This is a genomic window from Mycobacterium sp. shizuoka-1 (assembly GCF_002723835.1).
Classification (GTDB): Bacteria; Actinomycetota; Actinomycetes; order Mycobacteriales; family Mycobacteriaceae; genus Mycobacterium.
In genome coordinates this window covers 107,110-131,896 of the sequence record NZ_BEWG01000033.1, presented here as the reverse complement: position 1 = coordinate 131,896, position 24,787 = coordinate 107,110, and the positions used below count along the sequence as shown (strand labels likewise).

The window sequence follows — 24,787 nt, the reverse complement described above, 5'->3', positions numbered from 1 at the left end:
TCTCAAACACCAGCCCCCACACCGAGGAGAGGTGAACATGTCCGCGAACTTCGCCGCATTCGACGCGCAGGTCGCCAACCAGTTAAAAGGGGCGGCGTTGACGGCCGGCGGCCTGGCTGGCTACTTAGGATTTCGTCATACCGATTTCTTAGCGGGACGCCTCGTCGTCGAGATGGACGCCCGGGACGACTTAAAGACGCCCTTCGGCTCGTTGCACGGTGGCTGTCTGTCGGCGCTCGTTGACCACTGTCTCGGCGTCGTGTTCTATCCCGTCATTCCTGCCGGATCCTGGGTTGCGACCACCGAATTCAAGCTGAACCTACTCCGACCGGTGTCCAGCGGCACGTGCGTCGCGGTAGCCGAGATCATCTCGCTCGGGAAGAGCAGCGGTGTCGCGAGAATCGATATTACCAACGACGGGCGGGCTGTGTGCGCTGCCCAGGGCACTGTGACTGTTGTGGGCCAGAAGGCGGCCTCGTGATGTCCCCCGGGCTCGGCAGGCGGCGCAGGGTAAGACCTGTCCTCCAGCGAGTGCCCACCACCGACGGAGTCTCCTTGGCGGTCGACCTGTATCCGTGCGCGAAGCCGCGGGCAGCCGTATTGCTGCTACACGGAGGAGGCCAAAGCCGTCATGCGTGGGATGCGACAGCGCAGCGCTTACACGCACGCGGCTACCTCGCGGCGGCCTACGATGCGCGCGGACACGGGGATAGTGACTGGGACCCGGATGGCCGCTATGACCTTGATCGACTCGGCGGCGACCTGCTCGCGGTGCGTTCGCACGCGGCAGGTGGGCACCCTGTTGTGGCCATTGGAGCTTCCCTCGGCGGTCTGACGATCCTGGGCACTCACCTACTCGCATCACCTGACCTGTGGGACGCCGTGGTGCTGGTGGACATCACTCCACGCATGGAGATGCAGGGCGCACGGCGCGTCGTCGCATTCATGGCGGCGCACCCCGACGGTTTCGCCGATCTTGAGTCTGCCGCCGAGGTTATCGCCGCGTACAACCCACACAGATCGAAGCCAAGCAGCCTCGACGGACTACGGAAGGTCTTGCAGCAGCGCGCCGACGACCGTTGGGTATGGCGGTGGGATCCGGCCTTTGTGGCGTCGAATTTTGGCTTCCTGCAAGGTAATCCAGATGAGGGCGCAGCGGAGTTCGACCGGATGAGCATGGTGTTGATCGACGGCGCACGGCAGGTATCTGCTCCTACGCTTCTTGTGCGGGGGCTGTTGTCGGACGTGGTGTCGGAGGAGACAGTGAACGACTTCGTCGACCTCGTGCCGCACGCGCGCACGGTGGACGTGACCGACGCTGGTCACATGATCGCTGGAGACGACAACGACGCGTTCTCCGAAGCCGTCATCGATTTCCTCGACGAGGTTGTCTAAATCGAGCTAGAGGGAGAGCTTGTCCCGGGCACGTTCAAGCTCGGCCGGGTCGTGGCATGCAGTCACCAGGACACGCGACGCCCAGGGGCGCGTGCTGATGTAAGCGACGGTCGGCCAGGTCACGAGAATGCCGAACGCCAATAGCGCGGTCGCTGCGGGATCCGACAAGGAACGCACCCCTTGACGAATGGTCCCCAACGACTCGTTTGCTCGAAGTTGCCCGCCGTGCCCGTCGCAGCAAAATGCACAGCACCACCGCCGCACCCACGAGCTGCAAAATAGGACCTTCTGGTATCGCTCCGATACTAGCAGTACCATAAATACAACACATCGGAGTGTTGAACAGGAGACCGACATGCATACGCAGTGGATCGAACAGCGCACCGTCCAGCGAGTTTCGTTGCGAGAAGGCCTGGTTCTGAGTCTCGACGACTACAACGAACTCGTCATCGCGCGGCCCATGAGGCTGACCTTGCCGGCGATCGGGTCGCATCCGTCCGAAGAAGTGCTTATCGATCCCGCCCGGGTGTCGGCTCAGGAGCGTCCACTACTCGATTTGGCCGGCGCAGTGTGCACACGGGCCTGGTGCGATGACGAGGGGGCGCTGCATTTGGGCTTCTCCCGCGGGCATTGCATCGATGTCGATCCCGACAGCCACGAGACGGCGTGGGAGCTGTACGGCAAACGGCATGGCTACATGGCTTGCCTCCCGCATGGACGTGTGCGCGTCGTTCGCCATGACCTGGTCGATGACGAAACTGACGGTGCTGCAAATTGATTCGATGATTCGGAGCCGGGTTGCCGAGATAGCCGCCGTTTGCCCGGGGGTCGCGCGGGCAAATAGGAAACCGTTAGTATCGGTGCTATACCGATAGTTCCACTCTTGAGGGGGCGTGACGGTGGCTGATGATGTCCACGGTGTCGGGACCGTTTCTCGACGCGTCCGTCTTGCCGACCCCGCAGCGTCGCCGGAATACAGTGCGCGGCTGGCCAGGCTTGCCGCCTTCACGGTTCACCACAAGGCGCTCGTGATCGGTGGGTGGCTCGCCATTGCAGTGGTGCTAGCGCTGTTGTTCCCACAGCTCGAAACCGTTGTGCGGCGACAGTCGGTCGACCTCATTCCCCGGGACGTGCCGTCATTTCAGACTGTTGACCGCATGAGCGCTGCGTTCGGCGAGCAAGGGTCGAAGACGATGCTGTTCGTCGCCATGGAAAGCCCCGCTGGGCTGACGCAGCAGGCGCGGGATCGATACTCGAGGCTCGTCGAGCGCCTTCGAGCCGATCACGCCCACGTGCTGCTGGTGCAGGACTTGCTGGCCGATCCCGTGATGAAGGCACAAGCCGTCAGCGCAGACGGCAAAGCGTGGTTCCTACCGGTGGGGGTGGCCGGGACTCTGGGTGATCCCACTGCAGCGGAATCGGTGCAGGCAGTCCGCGCCACCGCCCAACGCGCCTTCGACGGGTCGGACATCACCGTCCGCGTGACCGGTCCCCCGGCAACCTTCAGTGACCAAATCGCTTCTGCCGAACACGATTTGCTGTTCATCTCGATCGCAACGGCCGGGTTGATCGCGTTGATCCTGCTGATGGTCTACCGGTCGTTGTTTACCGCGTTATTGCCCTTGCTAGTCATCGGGCTGAGTCTGGCCGTCGGCCGTGGTGTCTTGTCCGCATTCGGGCAGCTGGGCATGCCGGTTTCGCAGTTCACCGTGGCATTCATGACCGCGATCCTTCTCGGCGCAGGAACCGATTACACAGTCTTTTTGATCAGCCGGTACCACGAACAGCGGCGCGCCGGTACCCCTGCCGATCTCGCTGTCATTCACGCGACGGCCAGCATCGGACGAGTGATCTTCGCGTCGGCAGCTACTGTCGCCCTGGCTTTTCTGGCCATGGTCTTCGCCACGCTGAGCGTGTTCGCCGGATTGGGACCAGCGTGCGCGGTTGCCGTACTTGTGGGCTTCCTGGCTACGGTGACACTGTTGCCGCCAGTGTTGGCGTTGGCGGCCCGACGCGGTATCGGTGAACCCAAGCCCGACCGCACCCGCCGGTACTGGAACAGCGTCGCTGTGGCGGTCGTGCGTCACCCTCGGCCGTTGCTCGTTGCTAGCTTGATGATCCTCCTGGCTCTTTCCGGTGCAGCTGCCACGATGAAGATCAGCTACGACGACCGAAAAGGACAACCTCCCACCACGGCTAGCAATGAGGGCTACCAGCTCCTCGACCGACACTTTCGCAAAGACGTCGTCATCACCGAGTTCCTAGTGGTCGAAAACCCCGTCGACATGCGCACCGGGAAAGGGCTGGCCGACCTCGACGAAATGGCATCGCGCATCTCCCAGATCCCCGGCGTGGTCAAGATATCCGGAGTCACCCGTCCGGCAGGCACCCGCCTTGACCAAGCGCAATTATCGTGGCAGAACAGGCAAATCGGCGACAAGATGGCCGGTGCCGTCGCCGATGGCAATTCCCGCCGCGATGACCTCGCCAAGCTCACCGATGGAGCCAACCAACTGGCCAACGGACTCGCGCAGCTCGACACATCTGTACGGACCGCACTGAAACCATTAGGCCCAGTGCTCACCCAAGCACAGTCCGCCGGCCAGGACTTCCAACGGTTTGCCCCACTTCTGCACCAACTCTCAGCGACCAGCCCCAGTATCGACAACGCAATACAAGCCGGCCCAGGCATCCGCCCGCTGGCCGAACGCACACAAGGCGCCATCGACACCTTGAACCCGCTCGTCGACCTGCTCAATGGGTCACCCTGGTGCGTCACAACTCCCCAATGCGCTCAAATCCGCGACCAGGTCCAGATCCTGGTTGCTCTGAGAAACAACGGATTCTTCTCCCAGGTCGCCGCGCTGGGTGACCGCTACGACCCCGCCACCAACGCCACCGTAACCGGCACCATCGCCGACGTTCAGACTGCCGTCAATGCCATGAACAAGGCATTCGGCGCGCTGGGAAAGCCCGCCGATCTCGCGGCCAACATCACCCGGCTACAAGACGGCATCAGCCAGCTCGCCTCCGGTTCCCGCGCGCTGGCCGATGGGGTAAAGACGCTGGCGGACAGCAATATTGAGATGCTATCCGGTATGAGCCAAATCGCCACCCAGCTTCAGAACTCGTCTCGCGCGTCCGCGGGTTCGGATGCCGCGTCCGGCTTCTACCTGCCCGCAGACGCCTTTGCGAACCGCCAATTCGCCGACGTCGCAAAGCAGTTCCTGTCACCCGATGGGAAAACGGCGCGATTCGCAGTGGAGACCAGCAACGATCCCTACAGCGTCGAAGCGATGGACCTTGCCCGCCAGATGACCCAAGTCGCCGATGGAGCCAGGCCGAACACCTCGCTGGCGAACGCCACGATCTCTGTCGCCGGCTTCCCCGCGGTCAATTCTGATATCCAGCGTCTGCTCTCGTCCGACTTCATCCAACTTGCCATCGCCACCCTGGTCATCGTTGGACTCATCCTGGTGGTGCTACTGCGCGCGCTCGTGGCACCGCTGTATCTCCTTGGCACCGTGGTGCTGAACTACCTCGCCTCACTCGGCATCGGAGTCATCGTTTTCCAATGGATACTCGGTCATGAAATCGCCTGGCCTGTACCGCTATTAGCCTTCATCATTCTGGTGGCAGTCGGTGCCGACTACAACATGTTACTGGTATCGCGACTGCGGGAGGAGAGCGGCAGCAATCTGCGTATCGGCGTTCTACGGACGGTCGCCACCACAGGCTCGGTCATCACCTCCGCCGGCCTGATCTTCGCCGCGAGCATGTTCGGCTTGATGATCGGCTCGGTCGCGATCATGATCGAGACCGGCCTCATCATTGGCTGCGGACTGCTGTTGGATACTTTCCTGGTCCGGACGCTGACCGTACCCGCCATCGCTACTTTGCTGCGCGAACGGAGCTGGTGGCCACAACGTCTCGCCACTAGACCAAGGACTGCGGCACCGTCGCGATACCGCCCGACAGTCGACGTCGGCGCGTGAGCATGCAGCTTGCCCTCACATCACGTTTGAGCCGTTGACCGCCCACGGCGCTTGGACTCACTGGGTGGGCGCCCATTCCACCGAATATGGGCTCGAGTGAATGCGGCCGTCTCCGAATAGCCAAGTCGGCGTGCAGTTTCCTCGACAGTGAGTCCCGAACTCAACAGCTCGGCGGCCAGCGCTGCGCGAACCTCGTCTGCGAGTGCGCGGTAGCTGGTTCCCTCTCCCGCCAAGTGACGGTGCAACGTGCGATCGGTGATGCAGAGTTCCCTCGCGATGGTCGCCATGGATGGGATCTGGGTCGAATCTTGGATCATCCGCATCCGCACCCAGGCTGATATGCCACGACGGGTTCGTCGACGGTTCAATAACTCCTCGCACTGGCGGATACAGATCGCCGCAGTCTGGGGATCTGGCGCGGGCATCGGTTGGCTCACCAGATCAGCGGGGACAATCAGGGCGTTGCGCACCGCGTTCTCCACAGTGACCGTCACGTTGTCGATCTCCACCAGACTTGCCGGCAGCTGCAGATCCGCCACCTCCAGTCGCATCGCGATCGGCGCGTCAACGCCACGCATGAGCGGCGGCAAGATCTGCAGGAACATTGCAAAATCGCGTTCGAGCAGAAACCTCCGCACATCGGGAGGAACCTGGGCGTTATCAAGACCGATGACCGCTTCGGTGTTGTTGAGTTCTGGTGCGGCCAGACTCAGGTAGACGGTACTGAGTGCGGCGTACCGGCAGGCGACGTCTATCGCGTCCCCAACGGTTGGACTCGAAATCAGTGCATAACCCAGAATGCCCATGTCGGCGAAGGTGTAGCGCGCACCGGTTTCCGTACCCAGTCCCGGTTGATCGCCGAGTCGGCCGATCAGGTTGCGAATCATCGTCAGTTCCTGACTCGCATGCATCTCGCTGGTCGGGTCCCTCAACCCCTGCGACGTGAGTCCTGTTCCAGACAAACAGATTTCAGGATTGAGGCCGTGGTGTACCGCGGTCTCCAAGATGTGTCGACCCGGCGCCGAGGAGCGCGCCACGTCCCACACCGGGGCCATCGGACTAGGCATGTGTCTGAAAATATCAAATGTCTGTCTGATTCTGTCATTATCGAGCCATTGCGACCGGCCTAACGTCATGTTATGTCGACGGATCTTCTACGGCCCCCACCACGCGCGGTGCTTTCTGCAACTCGCAGCTCCGTCACTGATCTGTGGCGTCCGGTTGCGACAGGGGCTTACCGCGATCTACGGCGCCCACGCACTGCATCGGCGCCGAAGTCGGTGCCACGAACCACATTCGATCCGACGCTCGCCGAGAACATCGCCGACCCCTATCCCGAGCTGCTGCGCATTCGTGAGCATCCGGTGGTCGTCAACGAGCGGCTCGGCGTCTGGATGATGGGGCGCTACGAGGACGTGCACAAGGCCGTTCGCAACAATGAGGTGTTCTCGTCGAGGGACGGCATCATGCTGCGGTCGTTTGTCACCAGTGCTGTACTCACCACAGACCCACCCGATCACACCCGCCTGCGGCATCTGACCGCGCCCATGTTCAGCAAGCGTTCGGTACAGACTCTGGCCACAGATATTCGCGCGTTGTCCGATGAGGCGATCAGGCCACTGCGAGACGGCGACGTCATTGACATGGTCGCGGCGCTGACGATCCCCATGCCCATCAACGTCATTGCCACAATCTTGGGTATTCCCCATCCTCAGTGGCCGGCCTTTCGCACCGTATCCAACAAGTTCGCGAGACTATTCGGACCGCGGTCGGTGCACGAGGTCATGCGATACGTCGGTTCGCTACTTCAGTCCTACGTGCAGATGCGCAGCTTCATAGACGTCGAGATGGGCCGGCGGTCCAGCACGTCGGCAGACGATCTCTTGGGTTGGTTGCAGGCAGCCAAAGAATCCGGCGAGCTCAGCGATCAGGAAGCTTTCTTCTACGCGCTCATCCTTCTGGTCGCCGGCAACGAGACCACTACAAACCTGTTGGGCATGCTGCTCGTCAGGCTCGCCGAGGACCGCGAGTTCTTCCTGACGTTGAAAGCCGACCGCAGCCTGCTTCGCCCGGCGGTCGAGGAGACCGCGCGTTGGGGCTCGCCGGTGCAGTGGGTCACCAGAACCGCTACCGCGCCCTATCGGATCGGCGACACGGTAATCCCTAAGGGCGCAAAGGCGTTGCTCTTCTATGCCTCGGCGAACCGAGACCCGGCGAAGTTCAGCGACCCCGATCGGTTCGACCCTCATCGCGACACGACCGGGCACCTGGCATTCGGCCATGGACTTCACTTTTGTCTGGGCGCTCATCTCGCACGACTCGAAGTGATCACAGCGGTGGACCATCTGCTGGACGAACTCGACGGCCTGGAGCTTGCTGGACCCGTGCGCTGGGGTACCAATCCTTCACTGCGAGGACCTGTTTCGATTCCCTTACGCGTCCGGCGAGGAAGCGCTTCCTGAGCGACTGCATGCCGCCCCAATGTCGCTGTCTCCCAGTTCCATCGGAATATGACGATTCTATGTATCGAGGCCGCTGAGCGCCGCTTCGACGTAGTCGTGGACCGGTGGGTCCGCAGGCCTGCTCGTCCTAGGGATTGATGGTGTTTTCACCGACCTGGCGTCCCCACACATATTCGGTAAGCAATGGCTGCCCGAGTTCGAGGTGGTTGTAGGGAGCCAGTGATGCGCCGGTGTCGGCTACCAGGTAAGGGGCGGGCCAGAAATCCTTGGTGACTGTCTGCCAACATCCAGGGGCGCCGCCCGGGCCGCCTCGCGCATTGGAACGGGGCAGGTTATCCGGATAGACGTACGGATTCGGCGCACCGGTGAGCCCGATACGGAAGTCGATCGAGTAGCCGTTGCCGCCTGCGGATTCAACAGTCTGCGGCAGGATCGCAGCATAATTTCTTATGCTGCACAGGAATTCGGGACTGTAGGTGTTCAAGGTGCCGGTGGTCGTCACCAGGTCAGCCAGACCTCGCACCAGGTAGGGACTTCCCCGCCCCACGATGTCAGCGCCAGCGTTGCCGAAGCCCGCGGCAGCCAGCAGCGCCGCATCGAGATCGGCTCGCTGCTCATTGACGGTGCCTGCCGTGGTCGCTGCATTGTTGAGGAATTTCCAGAAATCGGGTGAGGATTGGGCATAGACGTCGGCGAGGTCGGTAAGGCGTTTGATGTCTTCGCGGATCTGCGGCATTTCAGGGTTGATGTCGTCGAGGACAGCATTGCCCGCGATGATTGATCGGCCGAAGTCGAGGCCGTGCCCGTCCAGTGCCTCGGCGGTGGCCGCAAGAGTCAGGTTGAGTTTGACGGGATCGACTTTCTGCGCGATCGACATCAAGGTTTCGAACAGGGTGTTGAATTCGGTCGTCACGTGCGAGACGTCGATCACCTGCGAGCTCGACACGCGCGCAGATGCCGGTCTCGACGGGCTACGGAAGGCTACATACTTGTTGCCGAATACCGTGCTGGCCTTGATCTCGGCGGTCACGTTGGCCGGGATCAGCTCGATGTACTTTGGAGCGACGTCCAGGGACAGTTTCGCCTTGGTGGTGTCATCTTGCTGGATCGCGCGCACCGCGGCGACCCGGCCGATTTCGACGCCGTTGTAGGTCACTTTTGCCCCGGGCTCCATGACCAGCCCAGCGCGATCCGACACCAGGGTCAAGTGCATGGCCGGAGTGAACTCACCGTGAAATTGCAGGTAGACCGTCGATACCACTACTACGACCAGGGCCAGCGCCACGGTCCCGGCCGTTCGTAACGGTGGATGGTGCCGCCAGTGATTCAGCGTGCGACCAACAGCGGCGCGATTCGACGAACGACTCACGCGGACAGGGGTTTTCATATGACGGGCTCACTGGATCGTGGTCGACTGAACCTCATAAGTGTACCTATAGTAGCACAACGCTACATAGCGTTTTGAAACTGTTAGTAGCGTTTTCTCAGCGCGGCTGGCGGATGGCGATGACGCAGGGTCACCAGGAAGTTTCAGCCAGGCCCAGTGCGAGCCGCCCGGTCCCAGCGACGACAAGCCGCAGGCGAACCGCCGGCGCACCTACCAATTCGCCGTCACGCCTCGGTTCGGGTGCGTGAGTGTGCGGCCAGAAAGTCGTCGACGATGCGGACGCACTGGTCACGGCTGATGGTGCAGAGTCCGGTCATGCGTGCGAAGACCAGCGGACCGACGAGCTGGCACTCAGCCAATTCGAGGTCGAATTCGTCAAGTTCTTCGCGAGCCTGGTCGCTCGACAGGATTTCGTCGAACGGTTTGCGGTATTGCTCGACGACCCTAGAACGCAGGCTGCCAGCCGGGCTGTCCTCATCTGCGGTGCCGTCAGCAGCAGGATCGGTGGGCCCAAGGGCGACCCAAGCCAGCGTGGTGACCTGGATCGGGGCATCGGCAAAGAGTGCGGCCTGCCGGCTGAGGATTTCAATCAGCCTCTGCCGCAGCGACCCCTCGTCGGGTGTCGGTGTAGTGACGTGCGGCAGCAGGCGCTCGAATGTGGCCGCCAGCAACTGTGATGAGCTTGCGAAATGCCGATAGAGGGTGGTGCGAGCCACCTTGGAGGCTTTGGTCACCGCGTCGATCGTGACGGCTTCGATTCCCCCGGTGGTGAGGAGTGCCGCCGCCGCGTCGAGCAGTCGGTTACGCGACCTGATCCGGCGGGGGTCGATGTCATCATCGTCGTCTGCGTATGCCGCCGGTTGAGTGCTCACTGCGTTGTCCCTTCGGAAAATGGGACCTGCGGGCGGCGTTTCCAGCAGGCGTCAAGGTATGGTACCAAGAGTAGCGTAGCGAAACTGTTCGTAGGTTTGTCCGCGGTTACGGAGAACACCCTGGTCGGTAGGCATGGCCGTCGTGTCTACGCGGGAGGGTCTTGGTGCGTCCAGAAGCTGCCAAACGAAGGCTCGTTGCAGTTGCGGTGCGGGCCCGACGATATCGCGAATCAGTGCGAAACAAGGGGATGACGATGGGTGACACAGCACATCCGGGGCCATATCTACTGCCTCCGCATACCTCGACGTGTACCGGGTGCGGGCCCGCGAATTCGCATGGATTGCAGCTGGTTGTCTATCGCGACGGTGACGAGGTCTACAGCGATGTGACGTTCGATGAGCGCCATATCGGCGCCCCAGGACTGGCGCACGGCGGCGCAGTAGCGACAGCCTGTGACGACGTACTGGGCTTCACGTTGTGGGTGGCCGGCACGCCCGCGGTGACACGCAGTCTGACAGTGGAGTATCTGCGACCTGTCCCGTTGCACGAACCGCACAGGATTACTGCCCAGATCACCGGCCGCCAAGGACGTGCTCTTCACGTCAGCGGAACGGGAGTCAGTCACGATGGCATCACCCGGTTCACCGCCAGCGCAGTCTTCGTGACGGTGGGTGTCGATCATTTCGCTGCGCACGGCGACGTGAGCGGATTCGAGGACCTGTTTGATCGGCTAGCCGGCGCGCTTCACCAACCAATTGGTGATCACAGCGTCTGAGCGTGGCGTTGGCAGCATGGCTTCGAAGTTGAGGCAGCATCGCCCCGATAGGGCGGCCGACCTTGGCGGTGTCGACACGTACCGCCGTAACAGTGCAGTAGATGCCGCGATGATGCTGGCAGTTAGCGGCGGTTACGAGGCTGTGCACGTTCGCGCGGTGGCCGCGCAGGTCGGAATCGGCGTCAGCACGCTGTACCGGTACTTCCCCTCCAAGATCCACCTCTTGGTGTCGGCGTTGACCCGCGAGTTCCAAGAGTTTGGAAACAGCCGCGATTGGACCGTCACCGCGTCGACACCGCGCGAACGCCTTCGCTTGCTCGTCGACTGCCTGCACACCGAATGGCAACCAAGACCCGCGCTTGACCGAGGCGGTGACGCGCGCCTTCGTCCTCGCCGACCACACCGCCGCCGCAGCCACCGATGAAGCGATCGACGTCATTGAAGGTCTGCTGGCAAGGACTTTGAGCGGCGGCGAGCCCACGGTCAGAGACCAGCGACTAGCGGGGCTGATCGCTGATGTGTGGCTTGCCAATTTGGCGGCGTTCAGCAGTGGGCGAATATCGGGTGAAGTCGCTCGGGATCGAATCGATAGGGCCATCGACCGCTTTGTGGACGCCACTCATGGCGATCCCGAAGTGGGCTGAGAACCTGTTCTTGATAACAGTAGAGAAAGTTCTCACAGCCTCGATCCGATAGGCATTTTTCGGTCCGTGGTGGCGGACGGGAGCGCCAGCGGACGGGAGCCGCCGCGGCGTGGATCTTTCGCCCAAATCGCGTCGGTGCTGTGTCGGGCACATTCGTAGACTTGCATCGTGGTGACGGACGCGGCACGTGCACGGGCGATCGCCGAGGAGCGACTGGCCGATCTGCCGCATCGGTGGGCCCATGTCTGCGGAGTCGCGGCGACGGCGGAGCGATTGGTCGTCGGCTTGGGCGCCATGGATGCCGACGCGGTGGTGGCTGCCGCGTGGCTTCACGATGTTGGCTATGCGCCGTCAGTTCGATCGACTGGTTTCCACCCCGTCGACGGCGCAGTGTTCGTCCGCGACGAGGGCTTTCCCGCAGTGGTGGTCTCGCTGGTGGCCTATCACACGGGCGCGGTGTTCGAGGCGCGGGAGCGCGGCCTCTTAGACGCGCTGGCCGAGTTCACGGCACCTCCGTCGTTGTTACTAGACGTGCTGACGTGCGCGGACTTGACCACTGGCCCGCAGGGCTCGCCTGTGCGAGCTGAAGATCGAGTCACGGAGATCCTGTCGCGTTACCCCGATGGGGATCCTGTGCATCGTGCGATCGAGCGGGCGGCGCCGAGCCTGTTGGCGGCGGCAGCACGAGTTAGTGCCTCCGCCGGCTAGAGACGACCTTGCCGGGCTACCCGAGGTATGGGCTGTCGCGGCGTTGAAGGTAGTGCTGAATGCGCAGCCGCATCGAGGGGTGGACGTCCAAAGATGCAAGTTCGCCTGGTGACGTCCAGGCGATGTCGGTGCTTTCCGAGTCGACTCGCAACTGTCCACCGAGCAGCCGGGTGGTGAAGCACAGCGAGAACTGTTGACGGACTTCACCGTCGGCGTAGGCCATAACGTGGCGAGGATTGGTGTAGACGCCGATGAGTCCGCTGATCTCGACGTCGAGACCGGTTTCCTCTTTCACTTCACGAACCGCCGCGTCGACGATGGATTCGCCCAATTCCATTGCGCCACCCGGCAATGCCCAAAGGTTATTGTCGCGGCGGCGAATTAGCACGATGCGATCATGTGAATCGGTGACGACGGCGGTAGTGGAGGGCACCACACTGTTTGCGGCTGGCGCGTGGGGATCGTTGTAGTAGTCGGTCCGGGCCATACGGTTCTCCAATCGGCAGGTCAGGCGTGCGTGGGTAATGGTTGGGCGGTGTTCCACACCCGTTCGAAAGAGAGTTGGTGATCGCGCCACAGCTCGGGCGCGTCGTCACGTCGAATAAAGAGGACGGGATTGTCGCTGGCGGGAGCACCGTATAGGTGCGGGTTGGCAATCAGGGTGTTGTCCGCGCGGAACATCGACGTGTACAGCGGTGTGGCGTGTGTGCGCACCTCCAAGCCTGGGGCGTCGGCGAGTGAAGCCAATCGTGCGAGTGTGATCTGGCAGCGAGCTGCTAGAACTGAGCCAATCGTCTCCTCTTCCCCGCGTTGGCTTACCGCAGCGCAATCGGGATCACCCACGATGAAGCGAATGGCGACTCCGCGTTCGGCCGCGACTGCGAGCGTTGAGCAGAACCTGGGAATGCCGTCGAAGAGGAAGGTGCCCCCGTAGACCAGGATGTCGATCTGCTCGGCGGCGCCGCCGAACAGTTGGGTCCACACGGCGACAGGGACGTCCGCGCGGCTTCGGTACACACTGACCGCGACCGTGCCGGTACCAGGTGGGCGCAGGGTGGGAAAGATGTCTGGCCACAGCGTCTGCGGATCACAGCCCAGTGCGTCGGCGGTGGCGCGCGCGTTGACCGCCTGGGGCAGTGATTCACCCCTGACCCAGCGGCCCACCGTCTTGACGTCGACACCGGCGGCTGTTGCGAGTCTGGCTTCGCTGAAACCCTTTTCACTCATTCGCGTCGTCAGTGCGTGGTTAGGAACAGGTAGCTTCTCGATCTGCTCATGCTAGGAGCGCGGTGCCAGCGTTAGCGACGCCCAAAGCACAAAAGTTGGCGCGCGATTGTCGTCCGAGTGTCCGCGTTGTCCAGGCGTCTGTCCGCTTTGTCTAACTGATGCCCTGGGAATGTCCGAGTTGTCCGCCTGAACTGGTGGTCGCGGCCGAGCGGTCGCGAGAAAACAGCAGGAAGGACAGTTGGAATGAAACTACGTATTAACACCGGCGGTGTGTCATTTGTGTGCACGCGGGCACCCGAACAGCGGATCGCGTTTGACACCGGCCAGCCGAAGCTGGATCGCGAGACGGGTCTGCCGCTGTGGCAGGTCCAGGTGATGGCGCTGGACTCCACGGGCGGCGACGTCATCACCGTGACGGTTGCCGGCGACCCGAATGTGACGGTCGGGCAGCCGATCCACATCGAGGGCTTGGTTGCCCTGCCGTGGAGCCAGGACAGTCGCAGCGGAGTCGCGTTCCGCGCTGAAGCGATCCGCGCTTCAGGTGCACCACTGGCGGGAGTCGTTGCCGCACCTCGGAATGCGTCACCGAGCGGCGTACCCGGCGGCACGAGCAAGCCGGCCGCCTGACCCTTTCGTCGAGTGGGCGCAGCACCGCAACACCAAGAGACGGTGGTGCTGCGCCCGCTCGGCCGAAGCCTCTCCTTACCCCGATCCCGCAAGCCTGCCGGAAGGTCTGCCATGCCTGGCCACCCACGAGCTCACCGCTCCAACCGCTCTCTTCCGAACCACTCGGACTCCGATGACATTGCCCTCCGTGCAGCCACGGCGCTTGGCAAAGCGACTGCTGCGCTGGTATGGGCGTCGGTGTTGTTTCCGATGATCAGCATTCCGGCCATCACAAGCGTCTGGATGGCCGTCACTTGCGGTCCCTTGGTCGGCCTCTTGGCGGCGATCTGGTCGGCTCTCGCATTGTTCAGCTGGTTTCTGTTATCCCCCCAAACGTTCCGTCAGTGGGTGACGGTACGTCTGCGGGTCCAGTGGCGCACATGGGGTATCTATCGAGGCCGATGGGCCACGGTCTGCACGCTGTGTGGCCTGACCGCCGGTCTCGACGGTCACGTCATGGTGCCGATTCTGCGTTCGGTGACGATCGGTGTCACGAGCGACGTTCTCGAGGTACGCATCCTCACGGGCCAGTCGTTGGCCGACTGGCAATCCCGAGGTGACGCGTTAGCCGAAGCGCTGAGCGCCCAGCGGGTGACCATTCGCTCGACCCGACCGGGCTCGATCCGCATCACCGCCCATCACGGCGATCCGCTGACGACACCCATCCAACTTCCTCGTCCGGCCAGGGGCACCACACCGGACCTGTCCCGCCTGTGGGTGGGGCTCACCGAGGCCGGTGAGCGTTGGCGCCTACCGCTACTGGGACAGCACATCTTGGTCGCAGGCGCGACCGGCTCGGGCAAGGGCTCGGTGCTTTGGTCAATCATTGCCGCCGTCGGCCCCGCCGTGCGGGCGGGCTGCGCACGCCTCGTCGTCGTAGATCCCAAGGGAGGGATGGAGTTCGGGCGCGGACAAGTGTTGTTCACCTCGCTCGCCCATGACAACGGTGAACAGACACTCGCTGCGCTGCGGGCGGTTGTCGCGGTGATGCAGAAACGTGCGCAACGGCTGCGGGGGAAGACTCGGCTTCACACTCCGAGTGTCTCCGCACCACTGATTGTATTGATTATCGACGAAATCGCCTCGCTGACTGCCTATCTCGGGGACCGCAGAACACGCGCCGAGGTTGAGCAGCTGCTGGGGCTGCTGCTGTCCCAGGGCCGCGCAGTCGGTATCTCGGTGGTCGCCGCGGTACAGGACCCGTCTAAAGATGTTTTGCCCATCCGGCAGCTCTTCTCCATCCGGGTCGGGCTGCGCATGAGTGAAGCCACCCAGACCGCGATGGTGCTCGGAGCCGCCGCCCGAGAAGCCGGCGCCTTGTGTGATGGAATCTCCACCGGTACTCCCGGTGTCGGTTACGTCTGCACTGACGGCAACGCTGAACCGTTGCGAGTTCGGGCCTTCCACGTCACCGATTCCGCCATTGATGATCTCGTCGCTCGCTTTGCCCCCACAAGAGCGCATCCTCGGACCGCCGAGACTGAAGGTCGCCAGTCGTGACCACTGCTGCGCTGGGCATTGCGGTTTCGACACTGCCAGGCCTTCCGGCCGGTACCGACACCATCGGCGTGGTGGCGCAGATGGTGCGTCGCGCCGCCTCCCGCGACTTCGAGACCTGGTGGAATAAAGCGGAGAATGCTGGGTTCTGTGCGAATCCGATCCGTCTGACAGGAACCGACAGCTTCGGTCGCGAGCTTCGGGTGTGGACCCGATGCAACAACCGACGCGCTGTCGCCTGCCCGTCCTGCTCTGATCTCTATGCCCGCGATACCTGGCAACTCGTACACGCCGGCGTGCACGGTGGCCATCACGATCTGCCGCCCACAGTCGCCGAACACCCTCAGGTGTTCGTCACGCTGACCGCGCCCAGTTTCGGGGCCGTGCACACCACACGCGATGACGGCCAGCGAGGCCAGGCTCGGCGGTGCCACGACCGGGGCCGGAATGCCCACCAACGTTGCCAGCACGGGAGACCCCTGTGGTGCAGCTCCATCCACCACGAGGGCGATGCTCATGTCGGTCAGCCGCTCTGCGAGGACTGTTACGACTACATGGGGCATGTCCTGTTCGCCTGGCATGCCCCTGAACTGTGGCGGCGCTTCACCATCGCCCTGCGCCGGCTGTTGCGTAGACGCTTACGCGCGCTCGGCGAATCCCCCACCGCTGCCCGAATCAATTTCGTGAAGGTGACCGAGATGCAACGTCGGGCGATCCCGCACTTCCACGCCGTAATCCGCCTCGACGAGCCGCCACAGCCGGGCCAAGCCCCAACACCACCCAAGTCCTCAATCACAGCCACCGACCTGGCCCTCCTAATCCATCAGGCCGCAAGCGGCGTCGCACTCACTGTCGCCGCCCCAGCACACGGCGCTGAAATCAGTAGCCGTGTAATACAGTTCGGCACTCAGACGGATGCGCGGCCATTGCGGTCGGACAGTAGTGACTGCGGCGGGGCAACACCTCGCCAGTCGCGTCGGTCGGTCCCGGCCTACCTGGCCAAGTACGTGACCAAATCCGTCGCCGACTTCGGCGTTGGGGTCCGACGGATGTCACCGCTCGCCGTTCCCGATTTAGACGTCCCCACACATATCCGGGCGATTCTGACCACAATTCTCGATCTAGCCGATCATGGCGCCTACTCGGAGATAGACCGCTGGCTGCACACTCTCGGCTTTCGTGGGCATATCACCACCAAATCCCGGCTGTTCTCCACCACGATGAGTGCGCTGCGCGAGCATCGAGCTGAGTGGACTCGGGAGCAACGCCACCGCTCAGACCTCGCGACCGACGAACATGATCGGGCGCTTCACGGTGCCGAAGAAGAAGTGGAATGGACATTCGATCGAGCCGGGCTGGGCAATCTCGGTGAACGCACTTTGGTCGTGTCTGCGGCGCACCGAATGATCGAACATCGCCACATCGTCCGTGCGAATCGCTGGACGCACGATCAATCCTCGCCACCAGACTGGTCGACATGACTACGCCCGTATTCGATCGCGAGAAGACCGGTCCCGGGACCCTGCGAATAGCTGAAATTGCCTCGCCCGCAGCACAACCCGTATGTGTTACTTCACCCCCACAAGCCGTACGCCGGCATTCCGAATTACTTCCACACGGAGAGGAAAACGGATGCATACTGAATTCAGTGCTGAGCTGATCACCGTGCAGGCCGCGGCGGATCGTCTCGCAGTCAGTCGATGGATGGTGTACCGGCTGATCTGGGACGGACGTGTCAGATCGGTACAGATCGGTAGGTGCCGGCGGATCGTGCGGCAGTCTTTCGACGACTACCTATCCGGCTTGATTGAAGGAGCCGCGTGATGGCTGCAGGTGGGAAAGCACGTCGCAACGCGAACGGCCAGGGCGGCGTGTACCGACGAGGTGATGGGCGCTGGGAGGCGAAAGTCTTCGTCGACACGCCGGACGGACGACGGAAGCGCATCAGCGTCTACGGCGATAGTGAGCGTGCCGCCTTGGACGAACTCGGCAAGGTTCTCGATCAACAGCGACGCGGCATACCCACTGCAACAACGACGTTGACGGTCGCTGAGTACATGACCTACTGGCTAGAGCACATTGCGGAGCCTAGCGTTCGGCGCACGACGTATGCGACCTATGAGGGCGACGTGCGCCTGCACATCATCCCGGGAATTGGCAATCGGAAGCTGAAGTCACTGCAGGCCTCGCATATTCGCGCATGGCTGACCGGATTGCAGACCCGATGCCAATGCTGCGCCCAAGGGAAGGACGCAGCGCGAGGGCGCAAGTCGCAGGCACGGTGCTGCGCTCTCGTGCCTGCCAAGTGCTGCAACGACGCGTTGTCTGCCAGCTCGATTCGCCACATTCTGCGCGTTTTGCGGGCTGCTCTGCAGGATGCGGTCGACGAAGAGATGTTAAGCCGCAACGTCGCCCGACTCGTTCAGTTGCGCGTGACCGATGACCGGAAGGTGCGCTCTTTCACGCGGGCTGAGGCGATGCGCTTTCTCAAGACCGCTGAGACGACGCGACTTTATGCACTGTGGGCAGTCGCGCTGTCGATGGGACTCCGTCGTGGTGAGGCGCTCGGGCTGCAATGGTCCGACGTCGATCTAGACGCTGAGCGGATTACAATCAGGCGAGCGTTGCACCGCGTGGACGGCCAGCTGAAGCTTGAGAACGTCAAAACTGAAGGATCCGTCGCAGTTCTGCCAGTACCTCGGACGCTTGTGCCGATTCTGACTAACCACCGCCGGCGCCAGCTGGAGGAGCGCCTGGCCGCCGGATCAACGTGGCGCGACACGGGACTGGTTTTCACGACCCCTAAGGGCGGCGCGTTGGAGCCGCGCAACGTCAACCGAATGTTCCACAGCCTGTGCGCGAAGGCGGAGGTGCCGCAACTTCGCGTCCACGACCTCCGACACTCGTGCGCCACCCTGCTCTTCACAATGGGAGTTCAGCCGGCGACGGTTCAGAAGATTCTGCGCCACAGCTCAATCACGGTGACGACGGGAACCTATGTCGAGGTCATCGAAGCCGTTCAACGGGATGCTTTGGACTCGATGGGCTCACTGTTCGCCTCCAACAGCCTCGGCGACGAAACCGGGTAGCGTTCGCCTGATGGAATTCAGCGGATACGTTCAGCTTCGAGTCCGTACAAGTCGACCGCAACGACGCGCGATCGAGTGCCGCAAGCCGACGATGACGTTGCCGTTGTCGAAATATCAAAGGTCTCTGGTTACGACGGCAACGGCTGAGACGGAAAAAAGCCGAATCGGCCTTCCCCCGCAACGCCTGTGAAAAATACGTCGGTTGACTCCTTCCGGAGTCCAGATGGTGGATCCATGTTCTCCATGATGATGACCTGCCCACCAACCGACTGCTGAATGTCGTCGTAGAACCGCGCAGCAATGCCGATGTCGAGAACCTCACGATCGACGGCTTCGCCAGGCTTCGGTGGGCGATAGGTCACCAATGGTGAATCCAGAACGACAAATCCAGGGTGTGGAAGATCATTTTCAAAGCAATACTGAGCAAGGCCAATGGTGAAGGCGGAGTGGAGGATTGCGCGAACGCCTTTACCGTGAGCAGAGCGTAATTGATCGCCCGCTATCAGATCCTGCTCATCCCGGTCATAACGGACCTCATCACCATCAGGGACCTGCCACGCGGAAAGCCTCTCACCGATCGCTTTAGAGAAGCGCCGCACAGTACTCCCTCCAGCAAGCCAAAACTGCCGCCCTCGACCCCCCTGGTGAGCGTGACGTCTTCACCAGTCGGCGTCCGAATTCCCAATAGGACTGTGCTGTAGCCCGCGCGCTGCGGAATCTCCCGAAGAGTGGAACCACGAAGCATGAAGTCAATGGCGTCGACAATGAACGACTTCCCTGTGTCAGAGGGACCATGGATGACAGTCGTTCGTGGCCCGAAATCAACCGTCGCTGGAGCCTTGCCGGGCCCCACGAAAGTCAGATGCGTCAGGCTAATGCGGTTTGCCATTGTTCCCGTCCGTATCGGGCCAGTGAAATTCTTCGGACCAGGAATCGAATATCGCCTTTGTCTGCCGTCGCAGATTCGCTTCGTCCAGATCGGGAAAACTTCCCAACACCCATCCGACACGATCGCGCAAGCGATGTGAGTACGACGAGCCCAAGACTCCCACGAAGTGCAGGGCGCCGTCGCCGGCAAGAAACCGCACCCCGTTCATTCCAACCGCAATCTCGGCGAGATGCAGCCTCAGCAGAAGACCAATTCCTGCCTCGATAGATTCACGCTTGGCCGCAATCTCGCCTGCACGGATCGGCAGAGCCGGATGCAGACTTTCAGGGCCACCGACGTCCCTGCTGTGGAGCACGAAGTGATCAAGCAGGACAAGCTGATTCAGGTCGAGTTCAGCTGGGAAGGCCTGGGTCAAGATCATCAACACGCGGATGCCGACCTCCAAAGGGCCGTTCAGCGGCGATTCATTGATGCTTTGCGGCCTCCGACGGTCGCCCGCTGGACCGTTCGGTGCCCGATTGTCGTAGTCATTCATTGCGCGACATCCATTGAATCCGATCGACGTTCGCCAGCTGGTGGCACATGCCCTGTCGATCATCGATCTCGACCACCGAAATCAGACGATGCCGACTCAGATCCAGCTGTCCAACTAGCGAAAGCACACTCGTCAAACGTCTCAGGCCCGTGGCGTGGTGGTCCTCGACTACATCGATAACACCCGAATGAATGTCATCCTGCAATCGCTCAAAAGTCCCCGGCGGCACTGAATCCCGCGCGTACACTCGTAGCGCCTCCGCCTTGTAGAAGTTCTCGCGGTGGCGGCGAAAGCGTTCGCCCACTCTGGGATTTGATGCCACTGATTCGGGTTGGAGGCTTTCCTCGGGGTGTGCTTCGGCGTAAACATCAACCAGTTGTTGTACGTATCTCCGTTCGTGTGTCGCCAAGTCACCGGGAGCTGGCACATGAGCGGGTCGCGGCTGAAGCGCTGTGGCGAATCGGTCGCTGTACCAACAAGTTGTCTTATGCAGTTCAAGCACATCAGTCAGCTCGACGGATCGGAACATCGAGAAATCCGTGACCGACGCCAGTTCCTGAACCGAAGAGACGAGGTCCGACTCAAGGCCCCTCGCGAGGGTGCTGTCGTCGTCGGCCAAGTGGTCGAGGAACTTTTTCCTCAACTTCTGCGGGCTGCTGAGCATCCGACCGCAGTTTGTACTGCAACCGCGGGGAGCCAAGATCTGGTAGCTGTCCGGCAGAACGCACTCTCCGACAACAGTTGCCACGAAGATCTTCAGAATCTCGGGAAGTATGTCTCCTAGGGCGAGAGGTTCTGCATAGTGCTTGCACTGGAAACAGTCCCAAGCACCTTCTAGGCCGTTTGCAGTCTTGAACGCCGCAATGTCCGCGCCCCTGTCACCGGCTCCACCGAACCGCTTGACCTGAACGTAGCCGGATCTCAGGGCATGCACCCATTCAAGGATGAATAGTTCCCATTGGACGTCGTCGTACAGGGAAATGCGTGCCATGGGCGATATTGGTGGCCCGGACAGCGCGACACCAGTCTCTCCATGTAGGGGTTCTGGTATGTCGCGAAGACCACTAGAGGGACCCCCAGGAGCCTGGCTATCTCCGCTCTGAGCTGCGTTCAACCGACTCTTGCCTCCCGGCGGTCAGGATACGACAAGTCGTAGGATCGCCAGCCGAGACACGACATGCCCCGGCCGGGAGGCTCACGGTTCGCGAGCAGGCATCATGCTGCAGCGTGACGGAAATTCGACGATCGGAGCGGGGACGCTGACCGCCGCTGGTTGGTTGGGACCAATGGCATGGCCATCACCCCGCCACACCGCAGGGGCCGTCACGCCGCAGGGGCGGACTGTGTTGACCGACAGCGCCGTGGCGGCCATCCGGGAGCTGATGAGAAGGGGGCGATGCGCTCCTGCTCACGGCTGAGATGAACCGAACTGTCGTCAGAACTGTCGTCAAACGACCTTCTGAGCACTCAATCGAGTGCTGTTTTGCCTGGTGGAGCTAAGGGGATTCGAACCCCTGACCCCCACACTGCCAGTGTGGTGCGCTACCAGCTGCGCCATAGCCCCAGGTGTGCCCACCGAAGTTACACCACCGGCACCGGTGCCTCAAAATCGCTGGTCACATGTGGCAAGACCGCATCGAAATTGAACCCACGCAGACGCCTACTCGCGCTTTTCCTGCGTCAGTGCAATCTCGCGAGGCGCTACGGCCTACGGCAGCTCGCCCGCGGCCTCGGGGCCCAGCGGCCGCGGTGGGGTGGGCTCCAACGGCGGGGCATCGCGGGTTTCCGGAGCCAGCAGCCAGCCGACCGCCGCCAGCACCAGGATCGCGCCGCTGATCGCGAACGCCGATTCGAACGAGAAGTGCTGGGCAATCTGCCCGACCCCGAAGGAACCGACGATCGACCCGAGGTCCGACATCATCTGGAACGTCGCCACCGCGGTCCCGCCTCGGGCCTTGCCGATGATGTCGGCCACCGCGGCCTGCTGCGGCGCGGTGAACACCCCGGTGCCCGCGCCGGCGACGAACGCGCCGACCAGGAACACCGGCAGCGATGTCGCCGCCCCGACCACCGCCGTCGTCAGCCCGGCGGCCGCCAGACCCGCGATCAACAGCGGGCGCCGACCGGTCCGGTCGGAGAAGCGGCCCGACGGGATCACCGCCGCGACGTTCCCGGCCGCGAACGTGGCCAGCGCGGCACCCGCGATCCCCGGCCCGCGATGCAGCGCCTCGGTGATGAACAACGGCACCAGGGCCACCCGCAACCCGAATGCCGACCACCCGGTCGCAAAATTGGACAGCAGCGCCGCCCGGTAGGCCCGATGGCGCAGCGCCACCCCCAGCGTGACGGTCAGCTCGTCCGGCGGGGCCGGCGCGGCCAGATGCGAATGCCGCAGGCTGATGAACACCACCGCGGCCGCGATCAGCAGCGCGGCGCCGTAGATGAGGAACGGCGCGGCCAGGCCCAGCCCGGCAGTCAGACTGCCCATCAGCGGGCCGGCCACCGAGCCGACCAGGAACGCGCTGGAGAACATCCCGGCCACCCGGCCGCGGGCGTCGTGCGGGCTGATCCGGATCATCAGCCCGAGCGCCGACACGAAGAACATCGTCGAGCCGATGCCGCCCAGCGACCGGAACAGCAACAGCTGCCAATAGGTGTGGGCGAATGCGCACGCCCCGGTCGACAGCGCCACGATCAGCAGGCCGCTGACGTAGATGCGCCGCTCCCCCAGCCGCTGCACCAGCATGCCCGAGGCCGGGGCGAAGATCAGCCGCATGACGGCGAAGGCGGTGATCACAAACGTCGCCGCGCTGATGCTCACGCCGAAGTTGCGGGCGAACTGCGGCAACACCGGCGCCACCACGCCGTAGCCCAGGGCGATGACCGCATTGGCGGCGATCAGGACCCAGACTTCCCGCGGAAGCTTGGCCTGCGCTTCCGACGGACAGTCACCCTCGGCGACGGAACTCACGAGATGACTGTATTCACCACCTCACGGGCGGCGTCCTGCACCTCCGCCAGATGCTCGGGGCCCTTGAACGACTCGGCGTAGATCTTGTACACGTCCTCGGTGCCCGACGGACGCGCGGCGAACCAACCGTCGGCGGTGGTCACCTTCAACCCACCCAGCGGCGCGCCGTTGCCCGGCGCCGTGGTCAGCTTGGCGGTGATCGGCTCACCGGCCAGCTCGGTGGCGCTGACCTGCTCCGGCGACAGCTTGGCCAGCCGTGCCTTCTGCTCGCGGTTGGCCGGTGCGTCGACCCGGGCATAGATCGGCGCCCCGTACTTCTCGGCCAGCTCGGCGTAGCGCTGCGACGGCGATGACCCGGTCACGGCCAGGATCTCCGAGGCCAGCAGGGCCATGATGATCCCGTCCTTGTCGGTGGTCCACACCGACCCGTCCCGGCGCAGGAACGACGCGCCCGCCGACTCCTCTCCACCGAAACCGATTGTGCCGCTGATCAACCCGTCGACGAACCATTTGAAGCCGACCGGGACCTCGATGAGCTTGCGGCCCAGGCCGGCCACCACCCGGTCGATGATCGAGGAGCTGACGGCCGTCTTGCCGACGGCGACGCTGGCCGGCCAGTCGGGTCGGTGCGAGTACAGGTAGTCGATCGCCACGGCCAGATAGTGGTTGGGGTTCATCAACCCGGCATCCGGCGTGACGATGCCGTGCCGGTCGGAGTCGGCGTCGTTGCCGGTGGCGATCTGATAGGAGTCACGGTTGGCGATGAGCGACGCCATCGCGTTCGGCGAGCTGCAGTCCATCCGGATCTTGCCATCGGTATCCAGCGTCATGAACCGCCATGTCGCGTCGACCAGTGGATTGACCACGGTCAGGTCGAGGCCGTGCCGCTCGGCGATGGCCCCCCAGTAGTCGACACTGGCCCCGCCCAGCGGATCGGCGCCGATGCGGATCTTCTCGGCGCGGATCGCGTGGATGTCGACGACATTGGGCAGGTCCGAGACGTAGGCGTCGAGGTAGTCGTGGCGCTGCGCGCTGTGCAGAGCCCGGGAAAGCGGTACTCGCTTCACCTCGGCCAGGCCACCGCGCAGAATCTCGTTGGCGCGCTTGGCAATCGCACTGGTGGCGTCGGTGTCGGCCGGACCACCGTTGGGCGGGTTGTACTTGAACCCGCCGTCGCGCGGCGGGTTGTGCGACGGGGTGACGACGATCCCGTCGGCGGGTCCGGACTTCAGCCCGCGGTTGTAGGCCAGAATGGCATGGCTGACCGCCGGCGTCGGTGTGTAGCGGTCGGCCGAATCGATCATCGCCACAACGTCGTTGGCGGCCAGCACCTCCAGCGCCGACACCCACGCCGGCTCGGACAACCCGTGCGTGTCGCGGCCGATGAACAGCGGGCCGGTGGTGCCCTGCCCAGCTCGGTACTCCACAATCGCCTGTGTGGTGGCCAGGATGTGCGCCTCGTTGAACGCCCCGTCCAGACTGGAGCCGCGATGTCCCGAGGTGCCGAACACCACCTGCTGGTCGACGTCGTCGGGGTCGGGGTGCACCGTGTAGTACGCGGTCACCAGATGGGGCAGATCGACGAGGTCTTCGGGAAGCGCCGGCTTACCGGCGCGGGGGTTAGCCGCCATGGCGCCAATTCTGCCTTCCCAAGGGCGATACTTGCTCGCGGAT

General features: G+C 63.0%; 25 protein-coding genes and 1 tRNA gene. 14 read left to right on the top strand and 12 right to left on the bottom strand.

What is annotated here, in order from left to right:
* Positions 1-37 precede the first annotated feature (37 nt).
* The 4 genes from MSZK_RS11940 to MSZK_RS11925 all read left to right on the top strand — a co-directional run bounded on the left by MSZK_RS11940 (position 38) and on the right by MSZK_RS11925 (position 5,390).
* Positions 38-481 carry a PaaI family thioesterase gene (locus MSZK_RS11940; protein WP_036345885.1) on the top strand — a complete coding sequence of 148 codons (444 nt, stop codon included), beginning with the start codon at positions 38-40 and terminating at the stop codon, positions 479-481.
* Entirely contained in the window at positions 481-1,395 is a 915-nt protein-coding gene (locus tag MSZK_RS11935) for an alpha/beta fold hydrolase (RefSeq protein ID WP_047329672.1), read from the top strand. Before MSZK_RS11940 ends, MSZK_RS11935 begins: the two co-directional genes overlap by 1 nt.
* A gap of 355 nt (positions 1,396-1,750) precedes the next feature.
* Positions 1,751-2,173, top strand: a complete 423-nt coding sequence (locus tag MSZK_RS11930) for a DUF6188 family protein (RefSeq protein WP_036339711.1) — start codon at positions 1,751-1,753, stop codon at positions 2,171-2,173.
* Between the two features lie 121 nt (positions 2,174-2,294).
* Positions 2,295-5,390 carry an RND family transporter gene (locus MSZK_RS11925; RefSeq protein WP_225509172.1) on the top strand — a complete coding sequence of 1,032 codons (3,096 nt, stop codon included), beginning with the start codon at positions 2,295-2,297 and terminating at the stop codon, positions 5,388-5,390.
* Between the two features lie 20 nt (positions 5,391-5,410).
* Here MSZK_RS11925 and MSZK_RS11920 read toward each other — a convergent pair whose 3' ends face one another.
* Positions 5,411-6,457: an AraC family transcriptional regulator gene (locus MSZK_RS11920; protein WP_036339713.1), complete on the bottom strand. Its 1,047-nt coding sequence runs from the start codon at positions 6,455-6,457 to the stop codon at positions 5,411-5,413.
* Positions 6,458-6,670: 213 nt separating this feature from the next.
* Between MSZK_RS11920 and MSZK_RS11915 the strand changes: the two genes are divergently transcribed.
* On the top strand, positions 6,671-7,852 hold the full coding sequence (locus MSZK_RS11915) for a cytochrome P450 (RefSeq protein WP_225509173.1): 1,182 nt from the start codon (positions 6,671-6,673) through the stop codon (positions 7,850-7,852).
* A gap of 127 nt (positions 7,853-7,979) precedes the next feature.
* Here the strand turns inward: MSZK_RS11915 and MSZK_RS11910 are convergent, their stop codons facing one another.
* Together MSZK_RS11910 and MSZK_RS11905 are read right to left on the bottom strand one after the other, a co-directional pair.
* On the bottom strand, positions 7,980-9,137 hold the full coding sequence (locus MSZK_RS11910) for an MCE family protein (protein ID WP_230986017.1): 1,158 nt from the start codon (positions 9,135-9,137) through the stop codon (positions 7,980-7,982).
* 326 nt (positions 9,138-9,463) lie between these two features.
* The gene (locus MSZK_RS11905; protein ID WP_036339721.1) at positions 9,464-10,111 is read right to left on the bottom strand and encodes a TetR/AcrR family transcriptional regulator; all 648 of its coding nucleotides are present in this window, start codon (positions 10,109-10,111) and stop codon (positions 9,464-9,466) included.
* Between the two features lie 254 nt (positions 10,112-10,365).
* Between MSZK_RS11905 and MSZK_RS11900 the strand changes: the two genes are divergently transcribed.
* The 4 genes from MSZK_RS11900 (at position 10,366) to MSZK_RS11890 (ending at position 12,239) form a co-directional block, all read left to right on the top strand.
* A complete protein-coding gene (locus MSZK_RS11900; protein ID WP_047333248.1) occupies positions 10,366-10,887 on the top strand; it encodes a PaaI family thioesterase in 522 nt (173 codons plus the stop codon).
* 16 nt (positions 10,888-10,903) lie between these two features.
* Positions 10,904-11,311: a TetR/AcrR family transcriptional regulator gene (locus MSZK_RS32915; protein ID WP_225933665.1), complete on the top strand. Its 408-nt coding sequence runs from the start codon at positions 10,904-10,906 to the stop codon at positions 11,309-11,311.
* The gene (locus tag MSZK_RS32910) at positions 11,247-11,531 is read left to right on the top strand and encodes a hypothetical protein (protein ID WP_225509175.1); all 285 of its coding nucleotides are present in this window, start codon (positions 11,247-11,249) and stop codon (positions 11,529-11,531) included. The genes MSZK_RS32915 and MSZK_RS32910 overlap by 65 nt, the downstream gene beginning before the upstream one ends.
* A gap of 165 nt (positions 11,532-11,696) precedes the next feature.
* Positions 11,697-12,239, top strand: coding sequence for an HD domain-containing protein (locus tag MSZK_RS11890; RefSeq protein ID WP_036339723.1), 543 nt, complete (start codon positions 11,697-11,699; stop codon positions 12,237-12,239).
* A 16-nt stretch (positions 12,240-12,255) separates the two neighbouring features.
* On the opposite strand, the gene MSZK_RS11885 is transcribed toward MSZK_RS11890, so the two are convergent.
* Positions 12,256-12,726 (bottom strand): NUDIX hydrolase, encoded by a 471-nt coding sequence (locus MSZK_RS11885; RefSeq protein WP_036339726.1) that lies wholly within the window; start codon positions 12,724-12,726, stop codon positions 12,256-12,258.
* Positions 12,727-12,746: 20 nt separating this feature from the next.
* Positions 12,747-13,466: a helix-turn-helix domain-containing protein gene (locus MSZK_RS11880; RefSeq protein WP_047329669.1), complete on the bottom strand. Its 720-nt coding sequence runs from the start codon at positions 13,464-13,466 to the stop codon at positions 12,747-12,749.
* A gap of 243 nt (positions 13,467-13,709) precedes the next feature.
* Here MSZK_RS11880 and MSZK_RS11875 point away from each other — a divergent pair, with 243 nt between their 5' ends.
* From MSZK_RS11875 to MSZK_RS11860, 5 genes are all read left to right on the top strand, one after another.
* Positions 13,710-14,093 (top strand): hypothetical protein, encoded by a 384-nt coding sequence (locus MSZK_RS11875; protein WP_036339731.1) that lies wholly within the window; start codon positions 13,710-13,712, stop codon positions 14,091-14,093.
* A gap of 237 nt (positions 14,094-14,330) precedes the next feature.
* On the top strand, positions 14,331-15,632 hold the full coding sequence (locus MSZK_RS11870) for an FtsK/SpoIIIE domain-containing protein (protein ID WP_233211245.1): 1,302 nt from the start codon (positions 14,331-14,333) through the stop codon (positions 15,630-15,632).
* Positions 15,629-17,110 carry a replication initiator gene (locus tag MSZK_RS32035; RefSeq protein ID WP_047329668.1) on the top strand — a complete coding sequence of 494 codons (1,482 nt, stop codon included), beginning with the start codon at positions 15,629-15,631 and terminating at the stop codon, positions 17,108-17,110. The genes MSZK_RS11870 and MSZK_RS32035 overlap by 4 nt, the downstream gene beginning before the upstream one ends.
* A 151-nt stretch (positions 17,111-17,261) precedes the next feature.
* Complete coding sequence (locus MSZK_RS11865) at positions 17,262-17,453, top strand: excisionase family DNA-binding protein (RefSeq protein ID WP_036339733.1); 192 nt, start codon at positions 17,262-17,264, stop codon at positions 17,451-17,453.
* Positions 17,453-18,718, top strand: a complete 1,266-nt coding sequence (locus MSZK_RS11860; RefSeq protein WP_036345900.1) for a site-specific integrase — start codon at positions 17,453-17,455, stop codon at positions 18,716-18,718. The genes MSZK_RS11865 and MSZK_RS11860 overlap by 1 nt, the downstream gene beginning before the upstream one ends.
* Positions 18,719-18,846: 128 nt before the next feature.
* Here MSZK_RS11860 and MSZK_RS32030 read toward each other — a convergent pair whose 3' ends face one another.
* The 7 genes from MSZK_RS32030 to pgm all read right to left on the bottom strand — a co-directional run bounded on the left by MSZK_RS32030 (position 18,847) and on the right by pgm (position 24,744).
* Positions 18,847-19,317 (bottom strand): hypothetical protein, encoded by a 471-nt coding sequence (locus MSZK_RS32030; RefSeq protein WP_125477408.1) that lies wholly within the window; start codon positions 19,315-19,317, stop codon positions 18,847-18,849.
* Positions 19,221-19,607 carry an ATP-binding protein gene (locus MSZK_RS33575; protein WP_036339737.1) on the bottom strand — a complete coding sequence of 129 codons (387 nt, stop codon included), beginning with the start codon at positions 19,605-19,607 and terminating at the stop codon, positions 19,221-19,223. The genes MSZK_RS32030 and MSZK_RS33575 overlap by 97 nt, the downstream gene beginning before the upstream one ends.
* Positions 19,591-20,142 carry an ABC-three component system middle component 2 gene (locus MSZK_RS11850; protein ID WP_051659897.1) on the bottom strand — a complete coding sequence of 184 codons (552 nt, stop codon included), beginning with the start codon at positions 20,140-20,142 and terminating at the stop codon, positions 19,591-19,593. Before MSZK_RS11850 ends, MSZK_RS33575 begins: the two co-directional genes overlap by 17 nt.
* Positions 20,135-21,133, bottom strand: a complete 999-nt coding sequence (locus MSZK_RS11845) for an ABC-three component system protein (protein ID WP_051659898.1) — start codon at positions 21,131-21,133, stop codon at positions 20,135-20,137. The genes MSZK_RS11850 and MSZK_RS11845 overlap by 8 nt, the downstream gene beginning before the upstream one ends.
* 497 nt (positions 21,134-21,630) lie before the next feature.
* Positions 21,631-21,706: transfer RNA gene (locus MSZK_RS11840), tRNA-Ala, on the bottom strand.
* Positions 21,707-21,850: 144 nt separating this feature from the next.
* The gene (locus MSZK_RS11835; protein WP_099247977.1) at positions 21,851-23,113 is read right to left on the bottom strand and encodes an MFS transporter; all 1,263 of its coding nucleotides are present in this window, start codon (positions 23,111-23,113) and stop codon (positions 21,851-21,853) included.
* Positions 23,110-24,744 (bottom strand): phosphoglucomutase (alpha-D-glucose-1,6-bisphosphate-dependent), encoded by a 1,635-nt coding sequence (pgm, locus tag MSZK_RS11830; protein WP_099247975.1) that lies wholly within the window; start codon positions 24,742-24,744, stop codon positions 23,110-23,112. The genes MSZK_RS11835 and pgm overlap by 4 nt, the downstream gene beginning before the upstream one ends.
* Positions 24,745-24,787: the final 43 nt, after the last annotated feature.